This is a genomic window from Streptomyces sp. NPDC050509 (genome assembly GCF_044457965.1).
In the GTDB taxonomy this organism is placed as follows: Bacteria; Actinomycetota; Actinomycetes; order Streptomycetales; family Streptomycetaceae; genus Streptomyces.
Genome location: NZ_JBITHL010000003.1, coordinates 401,898 through 415,833 on the forward strand (window position 1 = coordinate 401,898; position 13,936 = coordinate 415,833).

10 protein-coding genes are annotated in these 13,936 nt (G+C 72.9%); 6 read left to right on the forward strand and 4 right to left on the reverse strand.

Features of this window, described 5'->3' with window-relative positions:
- Window positions 1-21: 21 nt before the first annotated feature.
- Entirely contained in the window at window positions 22-1,845 is a 1,824-nt protein-coding gene (locus ACIBJC_RS10960; protein ID WP_399290439.1) for a peptidoglycan DD-metalloendopeptidase family protein, read from the reverse strand.
- Between the two features lie 243 nt (window positions 1,846-2,088).
- Window positions 2,089-3,021, reverse strand: a complete 933-nt coding sequence (locus tag ACIBJC_RS10965) for an esterase/lipase family protein (protein WP_399290441.1) — start codon at window positions 3,019-3,021, stop codon at window positions 2,089-2,091.
- 320 nt (window positions 3,022-3,341) lie between these two features.
- On the opposite strand from ACIBJC_RS10965, the gene ACIBJC_RS10970 reads away from it, so the two are divergent.
- Window positions 3,342-3,755: a cobalamin B12-binding domain-containing protein gene (locus ACIBJC_RS10970; RefSeq protein WP_329828733.1), complete on the forward strand. Its 414-nt coding sequence runs from the start codon at window positions 3,342-3,344 to the stop codon at window positions 3,753-3,755.
- Here the strand turns inward: ACIBJC_RS10970 and ACIBJC_RS10975 are convergent.
- A complete protein-coding gene (locus ACIBJC_RS10975) occupies window positions 3,721-5,490 on the reverse strand; it encodes a DUF5691 domain-containing protein (RefSeq protein ID WP_399290443.1) in 1,770 nt (589 codons plus the stop codon). The genes ACIBJC_RS10970 and ACIBJC_RS10975 overlap by 35 nt on opposite strands.
- 50 nt (window positions 5,491-5,540) lie before the next feature.
- Complete coding sequence (locus ACIBJC_RS10980) at window positions 5,541-6,881, reverse strand: SWIM zinc finger family protein (RefSeq protein WP_399290446.1); 1,341 nt, start codon at window positions 6,879-6,881, stop codon at window positions 5,541-5,543.
- A 132-nt stretch (window positions 6,882-7,013) separates the two neighbouring features.
- Between ACIBJC_RS10980 and ACIBJC_RS10985 the strand changes: the two genes are divergently transcribed.
- The 5 genes from ACIBJC_RS10985 to sucC all read left to right on the forward strand — a co-directional run bounded on the left by ACIBJC_RS10985 (window position 7,014) and on the right by sucC (window position 13,920).
- The gene (locus ACIBJC_RS10985; protein WP_399290448.1) at window positions 7,014-7,481 is read left to right on the forward strand and encodes an MmpS family transport accessory protein; all 468 of its coding nucleotides are present in this window, start codon (window positions 7,014-7,016) and stop codon (window positions 7,479-7,481) included.
- Window positions 7,482-7,654: 173 nt separating this feature from the next.
- The gene (locus ACIBJC_RS10990) at window positions 7,655-8,800 is read left to right on the forward strand and encodes an AAA family ATPase (RefSeq protein WP_399290450.1); all 1,146 of its coding nucleotides are present in this window, start codon (window positions 7,655-7,657) and stop codon (window positions 8,798-8,800) included.
- Entirely contained in the window at window positions 8,797-11,211 is a 2,415-nt protein-coding gene (locus ACIBJC_RS10995) for a DUF5682 family protein (RefSeq protein WP_399290452.1), read from the forward strand. Before ACIBJC_RS10990 ends, ACIBJC_RS10995 begins: the two co-directional genes overlap by 4 nt.
- A 122-nt stretch (window positions 11,212-11,333) precedes the next feature.
- Window positions 11,334-12,470: a vWA domain-containing protein gene (locus ACIBJC_RS11000; RefSeq protein ID WP_399291177.1), complete on the forward strand. Its 1,137-nt coding sequence runs from the start codon at window positions 11,334-11,336 to the stop codon at window positions 12,468-12,470.
- A gap of 274 nt (window positions 12,471-12,744) precedes the next feature.
- Window positions 12,745-13,920, forward strand: coding sequence for an ADP-forming succinate--CoA ligase subunit beta (sucC, locus tag ACIBJC_RS11005; RefSeq protein WP_329828740.1), 1,176 nt, complete (start codon window positions 12,745-12,747; stop codon window positions 13,918-13,920).
- Window positions 13,921-13,936: the final 16 nt, after the last annotated feature.

Genomic DNA, 13,936 nt, shown 5'->3' on the forward strand with positions numbered 1-13,936 from the left:
CGAGGCTATGCCGGATTGAGGCTACGTCGGGTCGAGGCCGTGGCTGCGGAGCCAGGACAGCGGGTCGATCGCCGAGCCGCCGCCGGGCCGTACCTCGAAGTGCAGGTGCGGTCCGGTGGAGTTGCCGGAGTTGCCCGAGTAGGCGATCACGTCACCGGCCTTGACCGAACCGGAACGGATCTTCGTGCTGCTGAGGTGGCAGTACCAGGTCTCCGTGCCGTCCGCGGCGGTCACGATGGCCATGTTGCCGTAGGCGCTGTTGTACTGCGTGCGTACGGTGCCGTCGCTCGCGGCCATGACGGGCGTGCCGTACGACACGGGGAAGTCGATCCCGGTGTGCATGGACATCCAGTTGACGCCGGCCTGGCCGTAGTGCGCGCTGAGTCCGTTCTGCGAGACGGGGAGGGCGAACTTGGGGCGGGCCGCTTCCTTGCGCGCCGCCTCTTCCGCGGCCCGCTTCCGCTCCTCCGCTTTCCGTTCCTGGAGGTCGATCCGCTCCTGCGTGCGGCTGGCGCGGTCGCCGAAGTCGCGGGCGTCGGCGCTGAGCGCGGCGAGCTGCGTGTCCAGCTTGTTGTTGGCCGCCGCGGCGACGGGCTTGGCGGAGGCGGTGTCCTCGGCGGAGGCCGTCGTCGTGGAGTCGTCCTTGGTGTCCTCGCCGGTGAGCCCGCCGACGGAAGCGGCGGCGATGCCGGCGACGCCCATCACACAGGCGGAGGGCACGGCGACGGTGAGGATGGCCGAGCGCTTGGCGGGGGTACGGCGCCGGCCTCGGCTGCCGTTGCCGGCGCCGCCGGCCCGGCGGACGGGACGGGGGGTGATCGTCACCGCGGGCGTGGCCATCGTGGCCGCCGTGTGCAGCGCGTCGGGGTCGTCGTCCGGAGCGGCCGGCTCCACGGGGCTCTCGGACTCCGGGGCGAAGTCATCGGCGCCCGTGCGGTGTTCCGCCTCGGCGCCGGGGCCGGTCTCCGACGCGGCGTCCGTCTCGGTGGCCACGGTCTCGTAGCCGTGCTCGGCCTCGTAGGCCGGCTCCGCGCGGTAGCCGGACTCCGCGGTGTAGCCGGGGTCCGCCTTGTAACCGGGCTCCGCGTCGAAGGCCCGTTCAGGCTCGGGGCCGGGGGCGCCGTACGCGTACGAGGTGTCCTCGTGCGCCGTGCCCGATCCGTTCCAGGCGGTGGCGTCGTACGAACCGGTGTCGAACGTCGATGCCGACCACTGAGCGGTCGCCTCGTAGGCGAACGGTGCCGCTTCGAACGGTGCCGCTTCGAACTGGGCCGCTTCGAACTGTGCGGTTTCGAGTGCGGCGAGTTGCGCGGGGTCGAAGGTGGCCGTCGCTGTCGCCCCGGGCGTGTCGTAGCCGCCGTACTGGGCGCCGTCGAACGGCGTGTTGTCGAACTGGCCCGTGTCGCCAGGGCTGTTCGGCTGGACGGCCTGGTGCCAGGCGCCCGAACCCCACTCGCCCGTGGCGTCCCGCGGATAGCCGCTGTCGGCGGGGGCGTCGGGGGTGACGGTGGGCCACTGGCCGCTGGTGTCGTACGCCTGCGTGCCGTACGCGTCGTACCCGGTGGCCTGGTGGTGGGCGCCGGTGTCCCACTGGCCGCTGTCGTACGGGCCGGAGTGCCCGGCCTGCGGGTGTCCCACCTGGAGGTGGTCGCCCTGCACTTGGGCGCCCTGCATCTGGTCGACCTGCACGGTCGCGTACTGGCCGGTGGTGGCGGAAGTGTCGCCGTAGCCACCCGTGCCACCCGAACCGTCCGGCAGGGAGCCGAAGAGGGGATCTGTCTCGAAGCTGCCGTTCTGGTAACCGTCGTAAGCGGGGTACCCGGCGTGGGCGTGCTGGTCGTTCACCAACTTCTCTCTCGCCTCGGCAGCAGAACCAGGCTCTGGGAAATCCGGTCCTGTGTGGAAAGGGCCCCAGAGGGAAAGCAGTGGCCGCGACTGTACCCGGCGGTATGCGACGGCGACAATCTTCCGCGAGTTTCGTGCTTTACGGAAACGGGCATTCGGCCGTGTTTCGGCGAACTGTGGGCGCAGGCTTGGCCATACGTTCGAAATACGTTCGAGTGTGAGGGAGGAGCGAGGCGGTCCGGATCAGGCGACGGAGGCGGATCCGGATCCCTCGGCCGGGGGTGTCGGCACGGAACCTTCACCGGAACTGCCCATGGGCACGGCTTCTTCGAGCGCGTGCCGGATCCCGGCGGCCACCCCCGGATGAATCGGCAGGGCGAGATGACCGACACCGCTCACCAGGACGTTCTCCACGAGAAGGTCCGGATGTTCGATTCTGGCCGTGGCGACCGGCGCCATCAGGGGGTCGGCATCGCTCCAGAAGCTCACGAACCGCGTCCGGCAGCCGGGCGCGGGCTGCCGCAACTCCTCGATGACCGGCGATCCGGGGCGCATCTGCCGTACGACGGGATGGGCGTCGGCGAGCGGCACGGCCGTCGTGCCCTCGTGGGGCGTGCCCAGCGTGATCAGCGTGCGTACCCGGCTGTCACCGCCCATGCGCTGTACGTAGTACCGGGCGATCAGGCCGCCCAGGCTGTGCCCGACGACATCGACCCGCCGGTGGCCGGTGCGGGCACAGATCTCCTCGATGTGGCGGTCCAGCAGCTCGGCGGCCGTACGGATGTCGCAGGTCAGCGGTGAGTAGTTGAGCGAGACAAGATGCTGCCAGCCGTGCCGGGCCAGGGAGCGGCGCAGCAGGACGAAGACGGACCGGTTGTCCACGAAGCCGTGCAGCAGGACCACGGGCGGGTGGGAGCGGCCTTCGGTGGGCAGTGGGGACGCCTCGGGCGGCAGGGGAGCGGCGCGGCGCTCCTGGACGATTCCGGCCGGATAGAGGAAGAGATGCCCGGCGAAGATGGCCAGATCGAGCGCGCCCGCACGCAGCGGGGCGGCGAGGCGCAGGGTTGTGGCCAGGCTCAGGGGTGCGACGGCCGGATCCGCCGGGCGTACGCGGCTCAGTTGGCGCAGAAAGGGCGTCAGGAGGGGGGTGAACGGCGCGAACGGCGTGACCTTCATGGCCGACCTCCGAACGGCATACGGGAGGCGGCTCTGTCCCCCGTATGCCCTCATGGGGCGCCACGGCGACATGCCGGGAGCCGTCGGGTCGTGACGGCTCCGTCCGCGGCTCCCCTTGCGCCCGTTCCTGCCCGGCCGGGTGGGCCGGGTGGTGGCGGAACGGCGCAAAGCGAACATGTCCCATGTGTGATTTCCCCCTCGGCGGCCTCCGCGAAACGGCTGGTTGCGGGATGCTGTGGATAACGTTCGTTCACTACTCCGAGCCTTGGCGGGCGCGGGGGCCGTGCCAATGGCGGCGCAGTCGGTATGTGGAGGCAGTGATGGGTGTGACAGGTCCGATCCGTGTGGTGGTCGCCAAGCCGGGGCTCGACGGGCACGACCGGGGGGCCAAGGTGATCGCCCGGGCCCTGCGCGACGCGGGGATGGAGGTCATCTACACGGGGCTCCACCAGACGCCCGAGCAGATCGTGGACACCGCGATCCAGGAGGACGCCGACGCGATCGGCCTGTCCATCCTCTCGGGCGCCCACAACACGCTCTTCGCGAAGGTGATCGACCTGCTGAAGGAGCGGGACGCGGCGGACATCAAGGTCTTCGGCGGCGGCATCATCCCGGACGCGGACATCGCCCCGCTGAAGGAGAAGGGTGTCGCGGAGATCTTCACGCCGGGGGCGACGACGACCTCGATCGTCACCTGGGTCAAGGACAATGTCCGCCAGCCCGCGGGCGCGTGACGGAGCCCTGCACCTCCTGCACCTCCTGGCCCTGCGCATCGTGGCCGCGTATCGGCTCCAGTTCGGCGAGCATCAGGGCGCGCAGGCGCAGGGTGGACACCAGGCGCTGGAACGCCTCCGACCAGTAGCCGCCCGCGCCCGGTGACGCGCCTTCCGGTTCGTCGGGGGTCGCCGTGAGCAGTTCCAGCCTGCTCACCTCCGCCGGGTCCAGGCAGCGTTCCGCGAGGCCCATGACGCCGCTGAAGCTCCAGGGATAGCTGCCCGCGTCCCTCGCGATGTCGAGCGCGTCCACGACCGACCGGCCGAGCGCTCCCGACCAGGGCACCGCGCAGCCCCCGAGCAACTGGAACGCCTCCGGCAGGCCGTGCGCGGCGATGAACGCGGCCACCCAGTCGGCCCGTTCGGCCTCGGGCAGGGTGGCGAGCAGCTTCGCGCGCTCGGCGAGGGATGTCGTGCCGGGGCCGGCGTCGGGCGGGGCGGTGGGTGACCCGAGCAGCGCGGCCGACCAGCGCGCGTCCCTCTGTCGTACGGCTGCCCGGCACCACGCGGCGTGCAGTTCGTCCGCCCAGCCGTCCAGGACGGGCAGGGCGACGATCTCCTCGGGGGTCCGGCCGCCGAGCCTGGCCGGCCAACGCGACAGCGGGGCCGCCTCCACCAACTGACCCAGCCACCAGGACCGTTCGCCCCGGCCGCCGGGCGGAGCGGGGACCACTCCGTCGTGCTGCATGTCCGCGTCGCATTCGTGGGGCGCCTCGACCGTGATGACCTGTCCGCCGCCCGTACGGTCCATGCCGACGCAGGTGGCCGCGCGGGACGCCATCCGGGCCGCGAGCGCGGAACCGGGGAGCGCGGAGAGCAGTTCGGCCGCGGTGGAGCGCACATTGCGGCTGCGGTCCGACAACGCCAGTTCCAGGAAGGGCTCGTCCGCCGCGGTCAGCCCGTCGCGCAGCGAGTCGAGGAACATCAGCCGGTCCTCGGCGCGCTCGGTCGGCCAGGTCGAGGCGAGCAGCGCGCGCGCCGTCTCCGCGTCCCTGGCCCGTACGGCGGAGAGCAGTGCGATCCGCTCGGCGAACAGGCCCTCCTCCCAGAGCCGCCGCATCGCCTCCGGGTCCTGTGCGGCGGGCAGTACGGCGCCGCCGGACGCCCCGCGCAGCGCGAACTTCCACTCCGGATTGAGCCGGGCGAGCCAGAGCGCGCGCGGCCCGGCGAACGCCAGGGCCTGCGGCCGAAGATCGGTCCGCGCGCGGGCCGCGTCCAGCAGCGCGGGCAGCAGCGGCGCGGGCACGGCGTAACCGTGCGCGTTGGCCGCGGCGAGCCACTGCGGCAGCAGCTCCGTGAGGTCGGGCGCCGTACCGCGACGGCCCCCGCCGCCGCCCGTGGGCGCCGCCCGGTCGGCCAGAAGCTGCATGAGCCGCCGCTCCGCCGCCGTGGGCAGCCGCGCGCGGCCGTCGTGGGGCGCGCGGTCCGGGGGCGCGGCGGCGGGCGCGGGCAGCAGCCCCGCCCTGCGCCGTACGGTGTGCAGCGCGGCGGCGTCCAGCAGGGCGACCGGGGCGTCCTTGCCGGGGGACAGGGCCTCCGCGGGCGGCGTACGGCGGTCGGTGCCGAGCAGCGCCGAGGTGACGAGCCCTTCCCAGGAGGACTCCCAGGGCGCCGTTGCCGTTGCCGTTGCCGTTGCCGTTGTCGTTGGGGTGCGGATCGTGGGCGGTGTGCGGGGCGTGTCGGGCGTCTTGGTCATCGGGGTACTCCGTCCGTACGTCGCATCGGGCCTCCGGGGCGTGGACACCTTCAGGTGAGCGGAACCGTCCCCGGTATCTCCGCCGACCAGGCCGTGAGCGGCCGGAAGCCGCGGTGGCCGCACTCGCCGAAGACCGTGACCGGGCCGCCGCCGGAGAGCGCGGCCAGCCTCCACAGCCCGGGGTGCCCGAGGGAGACGGGCGCGACCGGCAGCGCGGATCCGCCGTCTGCGTCGGCCAGTTGCCAGCCGCCGCCCGCCCCGGGGACGGGTATGACGTCGCACAGCGTCACCGGACACGCCTCCAGCCAGGGATCGACGCGCAGCGCGGCCCCGTACGCCTCGATCGCCGCCGCCACGGAACCGCCCGGCGGCGGTTCCCCGACGAGGACCGGGGCGCCGAACCGCTCGCCCCAGTCCGCCCGTAGCTGCCCGGCGCCCGGATGCGGAACGATCTCGGCGTCGATCATCGTCCCCACCGGCAGCGCCAGTTCCGGCGCGCGGCCGGCCGCGCCGAAGGAGAGCAGCAGCGCCGAGCGCCCCGACTCCCGTCCGTACAGCCGGATCCGGCGGGTGACGAGTTTGCCGTCCGACGCGTCGTACTGAGCCAGGACCAGCCAGTGGTCCCGGACCGGTGGTCCTCCGGAGGGCGAGGGGAGGCCGACGCGGGTACGGACCGTGGTCGCCAGCGGTTCGGGCAGCCGGTCGAGCCCGAGCCACGCCGTGTTCAGCAGATGCAGCAGCGCGGACTCCTCCAGCAGCCGCACCGGCCAGCCGGGACCCGAGCCCGGTATCGCCCCCAACTCCCGCACCCGGCCCGCCAGCCCCGGTGCCTGTGCGTCGACCATCCGCGCCGCCGTCTCCTCCCACAGCCCGTAACCCGACTGCTCGGCCGACGCGAGGCCACCGCGCAGCAGATCCGTCAGCCGCTGCTCCAACTCCGTGGCCCCCGACGTGATCCGCGCGGCCCGCCGCTCCGCCCTGCGCCGGGCGGCCTCCGGGTCGGCGGTCCTGGCCGGTGGGGCCGTCTTCTCCGCCTGCCGCGTCCGGCGCGCGTCGAGCCACTCCCCGGCCCAGCCGGGCGGCGCCCCGGCGCTCCGTGCCACGGTCGCTCCGTCCACCGCCCAGAGCAGCAGCAGGCCCAGCGCGTGCTTGCACGGGAACTTCCGGCTCGGGCAGGAGCAGTTGCAGGCCAGGCCCGTCGTGTCCACCACCGTCCGGTACGGCTTGCTGCCGCTGCCCTTGCACAGTCCCCACACTGCGCCCGCGGCGTCGCACCCCGTGTCCGACCACGGCCCCGCCGTGCCCAGCTTGTCGCCCGCTCTGCGCGACGCCTCGTCAGGAGCCAGAGCAAGCACCTGTTCCGACGTCCAGCGCACCCCCGTCTGATTCATGTTCACGACGTTAGGCGGCCCCACTGACAATCGCCCTGACCTGCGCATTCGACCGTTCCGACGGCAGGTGACCGTGCGTTGCCCTTGCTATACTCAGGCAGTTTCTATGCCACATCCCGGGGGGAATCAACAATGAACCGCATCGCCCGCACCTCACGCGTCGCGCGCACCGGCCGTATCGTCCGCGCCGCCGTCACGACCCTCGCCGTCACCGGCCTCGCGCTGGGCCTCGGCGCCTGCTCCGAGGCCACGGAGCGGGTCGACAAGGCCGTGACCGACGAGGTCGACAAGGCCGTCAACGAGACGTACGAGGTCACCTACGAGGTCACGGGCAAGAACATCGACACGATCGACTTCCACGGCGGCGGGGGCGAGGCCATGGAGCCGAAGATCGAGACGGTCGAGAAGCCCACGCTGCCCTGGAAGAAGACGGTGACGCTCCGCGGCATCATGCCGCCCGCCGTCATGCCGATCGCGCTGGGCGCCGAGGCCGAGGTCACCTGCAAGATCCTTTACAAGGGCGAGGTCATCAAGGAGGAGACGGACGCGGGCAAGGCAGCGGCCGGCGGCTGCGTCGCGGTCTCCCCGATCGCGGGGTGACCCCCGCCCGGCGCCGGGGCGCTCCCGCCCGGCGCCCGGCAGCTTCCGCCGCCGTCGGTCAACTCCGGTCGTGGCGGCGGGTAGATCGGCTCTGACCTGCGGAGACGGCCGATTGTCAGTGGCGTGGTGCACCGTGGGATCCACAACAGGTCGACCGATCTGGAGGGGGATCCATGACCATGCCCGAAACCACCGCGGCCACGCCCGAAACCACCGCGACCACGGCCGGGGCCACCGGCGACAAGGTCCTGCGCCCGCACGCGGAGGACGCGTTCGCCCAGGAGCTGGCGGCGCTGGCCGCGGCCGACGACCGGCAGCGGCCCGCCCGCTGGCGCCTCTCGCCCTGGGCCGTGGCCACCTATCTCCTCGGCGGCACGCTGCCCGACGGGACGGTGATCACACCGAAGTACGTGGGGCCGCGCCGGATCGTCGAGGTCGCGGTCACCACGCTCGCCACCGACCGCGCGCTGCTCCTCCTCGGCGTGCCCGGCACCGCCAAGACCTGGGTCTCCGAACACCTCGCGGCGGCCGTCAGCGGCGACTCGACCCTGCTGGTGCAGGGCACGGCCGGGACGCCCGAAGAGGCGATCCGCTACGGCTGGAACTACGCCCAGCTCCTCGCCAACGGCCCCAGCCGCGACGCGCTGGTGCCCAGCCCCGTGATGCGGGCCATGTCCGACGGCATGACCGCGCGGGTAGAGGAGCTGACCCGTATCCCCGCCGACGTACAGGACTCGCTCATCACGATCCTGTCCGAGAAGACGCTCCCGATCCCCGAGCTGGGCGAGGAGGTCCAGGCCGTCCGCGGCTTCAACCTGATCGCCACGGCCAACGACCGCGACCGGGGCGTCAACGACCTCTCCAGCGCGCTGCGCCGCCGCTTCAACACGGTCGTCCTGCCGCTGCCCGCCACCCCGGAGGCCGAGGTCGACATCGTCTCCCGGCGCGTCGGGGAGATGGGCCGTTCCCTCGACCTGCCGGCCGGCCCCGAGGGCATCCACGAGATCCGCCGGGTCGTCACGGTCTTCCGCGAACTGCGCGACGGCGTCACGGCCGACGGCCGTACGAAGCTCAAGTCCCCCTCGGGGACGCTCTCCACGGCCGAGGCGATCTCCGTCGTCACCAACGGCCTCGCGCTCGCCGCGCACTTCGGCGACGGGGTACTGCGGCCGGGCGACGTGGCGGCCGGGATCCTCGGCGCGGTCGTCCGCGACCCCGCGGCGGACCGGGTGATCTGGCAGGAGTACGTGGAGACGGTCGTCCGCGAGCGCGACGGCTGGAAGGACTTCTACCGCGCCTGCCGCGAGGTGAGCGCGTGACCACGGCCGTCCCGCGCGCGACGGGGCCGCTGCTGCTCGGGGTCCGGCACCACGGGCCCGGATCCGCGCGGGCGGTACGGAGCGCTCTCGACGCGGCGGCGCCGGGCGTCGTACTGATCGAAGGTCCGCCCGAGGGCGACGCGTTGCTGCCGCTCGCCGCCGACGAGGCGATGCGGCCACCTGTGGCGCTCCTGGCGCACGCCGTGGACGACCCGGGACGCGCCGCGTTCTGGCCGCTGGCGGAGTTCTCCCCGGAGTGGGTGGCGATCCGCTGGGCACTCGCGCACGACGTGCCGGTGCGGTTCATCGATCTGCCGGCGGCCCACTCGCTGGCGTCCGACGACGGTACGTCGGATGCGGGGGATGACGGGGACGACGGGGGCGAGGGGGTGCGGATCGACCCGCTCGCCGTACTCGCCAGGACTGCCGGGTACGACGACCCCGAGCGCTGGTGGGAGGACGTGGTCGAGCACCGGGCCCCCGGGCGTACGGACGACCCCTTCGCGCCGTTCGAGGCGGTCGCGGAGGCCATGGGCGAGCTGCGTGAGGAGTACGGCTCCGGCGGACACCGGCGGGATCTCGTCCGCGAGGCCCATATGCGTATCCAGCTCCGCGCCGCCCGCAAGGAGTTCGGGGACGGAGGGGTCGGAGGGGACGGAGGAGTCGCCGTCGTCTGCGGCGCCTGGCACGTACCGGCGCTGCGCGCGAAGACCACCCTCGCCGCCGACCGCGCGCTGCTCAAGGGCCTGCCCAAGGTCAGGACCGACATCACCTGGGTGCCCTGGACCCACCGCAGACTCGCCCGCCACAGCGGTTACGGCGCGGGCATCGACTCGCCCGGCTGGTACGGACACCTCTTCAGCGCGCCCGACCGGCCCGTCGAACGCTGGCTCACCAAGGTCGCCGGGCTGCTGCGGGAGGAGGACCGCATCGTCTCCTCCGCCCATGTCATCGAGGCGGTACGGCTGGCGCGGACCCTCGCCGTGCTGCGCGGCCGGCCGCTGGCCGGGCTCACGGAGACCGTCGACGCCGTACAGGCCGTGATGTGCGAGGGCTCCCCGGTGCCGCTCGGCCTCATCCAGGACCGGCTGATCGTCGGCGACACGCTCGGCGAGGTCCCCGACACGGCGCCCGCCGTACCGCTCCAGCGCGACCTCACCCGGCTCCAGCGCTCCCTGCGGCTCAAGCCGGAGGCCTCGGAGCGCGAGCTGGACCTCGACCTCCGCAAGGAGACCGACACGGCGAAGAGCACCCTGCTGCACCGGCTGCGGCTGCTGGACATCGGCTGGGGCGAGGCGGTCGCGGGACGGGGGAGCACGGGCACGTTCCGCGAGAGCTGGCGGCTGAGCTGGGAGCCCGAGCTGTACGTACGGGTCGCGGAAGCCGGCGTGTGGGGCACGACGGTGCTCGCCGCCGCCACCGCCAGGGCCGAGTCGCGCGCCCTGGCGGCGACCGCGCTCGGCGAGGTCACGGCCCTCGCGGAGCGCTGTCTGCGGGCCGCGCTGCCCGACGCCCTGCCCGTGGTGATGCGCGCCCTCGCCGACCGCGCCGCGCTCGACGCCGACATCGGCCGGCTCGCCGAGGCGCTGCCCGCGCTGGCCCGCTCGCTGCGGTACGGCGACGTACGGTCCACCGACACCGGCGCCCTCGGTGAGGTCGCGGCGGGCCTCGCGGAGCGGATCTGCGTCGGCCTGCCGCCCGCGTGCTCCGCGCTCGACGCGGACGGCGCCGCGCAGATGCGCGGCCATCTCGACAGCGTCCACACCGCGATCGGGCTCCTGACGGCCGGCCCCGGGCGCTCCGCAGCGGAATCCGGGCGCCCCGAAGGAGAGCCCGGGGGCCGGGATCTCGCCGGGCGCTGGGAGGCCGTGCTGGTCAGGCTCGCCGGGCGGGACAGCGTGCCCGGCGGGATCCGGGGTCGGGCCGCCCGGCTGCTGCTGGACGACGGACGGCTCGCGGAGGACGAGGCGGCCCGGCTGATGGGGCTCGCCCTGTCGCCCGGCACCCCGCCCGCCGACGCCGCCGCCTGGGTCGAGGGCTTCGTCGGCGGCGCGTCCGGGAGGGGCCACGGGCAGGGGGCCGGGTCCGGCGGGGGGATGCTGCTGATCCATGACGAACGCCTCCTGGGCCTGGTCGACGCCTGGCTGACCGGGGTGGCGCCCGACGCGTTCACCGATGTGCTGCCGCTGCTGCGCCGCACCTTCTCGGCGTACGAACCGGGCGTCCGCCGCACCCTGGGCGAGCTGGTCCGGCGCGGTCCTGCCGCCCCGGGGCCGGCGGCGGCCGAGGCCACCGCGCCGGGCTTCGGCCCCGGGCTGGACACGGCGCGCGCCGACGCCGTACTGCCGGTGCTCCGGCTGCTGCTGGGCGCCGACCGCGACGACAACGACCTGGTGGGGGCGGGGACATGACATCGGACACGACCATGAGCACGGCGACGCGCGCGGCGACGGACACGGCACCGGACGACGCGGCACCGGATGACACGGCATCGGACGACGCGGCGGCCGACGAGCGGCTGCGCCGCTGGCGGATGGTGCTCGGCGCGGAGGGGGCCGACGGCACGGGGCGGGCGCTCGCCGGTCAGGACGCGGCGATGGACGGCGCCCTGACCGCGCTGTACGGGGGCCGGGGCAGCGGCAGGAGCGGAGGAGAGGGGAGCGGTGGCCGGTCCGCCGGTCTGGGCGGCTCCGCGCCGTCCGTCGCCCGCTGGCTGGGCGACATCCGAACGTACTTCCCCACCTCCGTCGTCCAGATCATGCAGCGGGACGCCATCGACCGGCTCGGGCTCGCCGCGCTGCTGCTCGAACCGGAGATGCTGGAGGCCGTCGAGGCGGACGTCCATCTCGTCGGCACCCTGCTCTCGCTGAACAAGGCGATGCCGGAGACGACCAAGGAGACCGCGCGCGCCGTCGTCCGCAAGGTGGTGGAGGATCTGGAGAAGCGGCTCGCCACCCGCACCAGGGCCACCCTGACGGGCGCGCTCGACCGCTCCGCGCGGATCAGCCGGCCACGCCACCGGGACATCGACTGGGACCGTACGATCCGGGCGAACCTGAAGAACTACCTCCCGGAGCAGGGCACGATCGTGCCCGAGCGGCTGATCGGGTACGGCAGGGCCGCGCAGTCGGTGAAGAAGGACGTCGTCCTGTGCGTCGACCAGTCGGGGTCGATGGCCGCGTCCGTCGTCCACGCCTCCGTCTTCGGCGCCGTCCTGGCCTCGATGCGCTCCCTCGACACCCGTCTCGTCGTCTTCGACACGGCGGTCGTCGACCTCACCGACCAGCTCGACGACCCGGTGGACGTCCTGTTCGGCACCCGGCTCGGCGGGGGCACGGACATCAACCGCGCGCTCGCCTACTGCCAGTCGCGGATCACCCGCCCCGCCGACACCGTGGTCGTCCTGATCAGCGACCTCTACGAGGGCGGGATACGGGACGAGATGCTCAAGCGGGTCGCCGCGATGAAGGCGTCCGGTGTGCAGTTCGTGGCGCTGCTCGCGCTCTCGGACGAGGGGGCCCCGGCGTACGACCGGGAGCACGCGGCGGCCCTCGCCGAGCTGGGCGCTCCGGCCTTCGCCTGCACGCCCGACCTCTTCCCCGAGGTGATGGCCGCGGCGATAGAGAAGCGCCCCCTGCCCGTACCGGACACCGACCTGCCGGCCGGGTGAACGTGTACAGACCAACGGTCGGGGCATGCGGGCAGCCGTGCGTGCTGTGACGGGTATCACCGCTCTGTGACAGGTATCACCGCTCATCTGTGATCTGTGATTTAGGGACCCACGTCCCACGGGGATAACCTGCGAGGCGGACATGCCGCGTACCGGACACCGCGTACGCCTTCCTCAGTGACAGCGCAGTCACGTTGCCCTTCGCGGCACGCCCACGCAGACAACGAACCCGCGATCACCAGGCTGCGGTTAAAAGACAAAGGGACGGACACGCGTGGACCTGTTCGAGTACCAGGCGAGGGACCTCTTCGCCAAGCACGGCGTACCGGTGCTGGCCGGTGAAGTCATCGAAACGCCCGAGGCCGCCCACGAGGTGACCGAGCGTCTCGGCGGCAAGGCCGTCGTCAAGGCGCAGGTCAAGGTCGGCGGACGCGGTAAGGCGGGCGGCGTGAAGCTGGCCTCCGACCCGGCCGACGCCGTCGAGAAGGCCGGTCAGATTCTGGGCATGGACATCAAGGGCCACACGGTCCACAAGGTGATGCTGGCCCAGACCGCGGACATCGCGGAGGAGTACTACGTCTCCTTCCTGCTGGACCGCACCAACCGCACCTTCCTCGCGATGGCGTCCGTCGAGGGCGGCGTGGAGATCGAGGTCGTCGCCGAGGAGAACCCCGACGCGCTCGCCAAGATCCCGGTCGACGCCAACGAGGGCTGCACGCCCGAGAAGGCCGCCGAGATCGTCGCCGCCGCGAAGTTCCCGGCCGAGATCGCGGACCAGGTCGCCGACGTTCTGCAGAAGCTGTGGACCGTCTTCATCAAGGAGGACGCCCTCCTTGTCGAGGTCAACCCGCTGATCAAGTCCGGTGACGGCAAGATCATCGCGCTCGACGGCAAGGTCTCGCTCGACGAGAACGCGGACTTCCGCCAGCCCGAGCACGACGCGCTGGAGGACAAGGCCGCGGCCAACCCCCTGGAGGCCGCCGCCAAGGCCAAGAACCTCAACTACGTCAAGCTCGACGGCGAGGTCGGCATCATCGGCAACGGCGCGGGTCTGGTCATGTCGACCCTCGACGTCGTCGCGTACGCCGGTGAGAACCACGGTGGCGTCAAGCCCGCCAACTTCCTCGACATCGGCGGTGGCGCGTCCGCCGAGGTCATGGCCAACGGCCTGGAGATCATCCTCGGCGACCCGGACGTCAAGTCGGTGTTCGTCAACGTCTTCGGTGGCATCACCGCGTGCGACGAGGTCGCCAACGGCATCGTCCAGGCCCTCGAACTGCTGAAGACCAAGGGCGAGGACGTCACGAAGCCGCTGGTCGTGCGGCTCGACGGCAACAACGCGGAGCTGGGTCGCAAGATCCTGTCCGACGCCAACCACCCGCTCGTGCAGCGCGTGGACACCATGGACGGCGCGGCCGACAAGGCCGCCGAGCTGGCCGCGGCCAAGTAAGGGACGAGGGAAACCA

What these genes read in the sequence shown, in the direction of transcription:
- ACIBJC_RS10990 (WP_399290450.1), top strand. Translation starts at nt 7,655, where the DNA reads ATGACCATGCCCGAAACCACCGCGGCCACGCCCGAAACCACCGCGACC.
- ACIBJC_RS11000 (WP_399291177.1), top strand. Translation starts at nt 11,334, where the DNA reads ATGGTGCTCGGCGCGGAGGGGGCCGACGGCACGGGGCGGGCGCTCGCC.
- ACIBJC_RS10985 (WP_399290448.1), top strand. Translation starts at nt 7,014, where the DNA reads ATGAACCGCATCGCCCGCACCTCACGCGTCGCGCGCACCGGCCGTATC.
- ACIBJC_RS10980 (WP_399290446.1), bottom strand. Translation starts at nt 6,881, where the DNA reads ATGAATCAGACGGGGGTGCGCTGGACGTCGGAACAGGTGCTTGCTCTG.
- ACIBJC_RS10975 (WP_399290443.1), bottom strand. Translation starts at nt 5,490, where the DNA reads ATGACCAAGACGCCCGACACGCCCCGCACACCGCCCACGATCCGCACC.
- ACIBJC_RS10965 (WP_399290441.1), bottom strand. Translation starts at nt 3,021, where the DNA reads ATGAAGGTCACGCCGTTCGCGCCGTTCACCCCCCTCCTGACGCCCTTT.
- ACIBJC_RS10970 (WP_329828733.1), top strand. Translation starts at nt 3,342, where the DNA reads ATGGGTGTGACAGGTCCGATCCGTGTGGTGGTCGCCAAGCCGGGGCTC.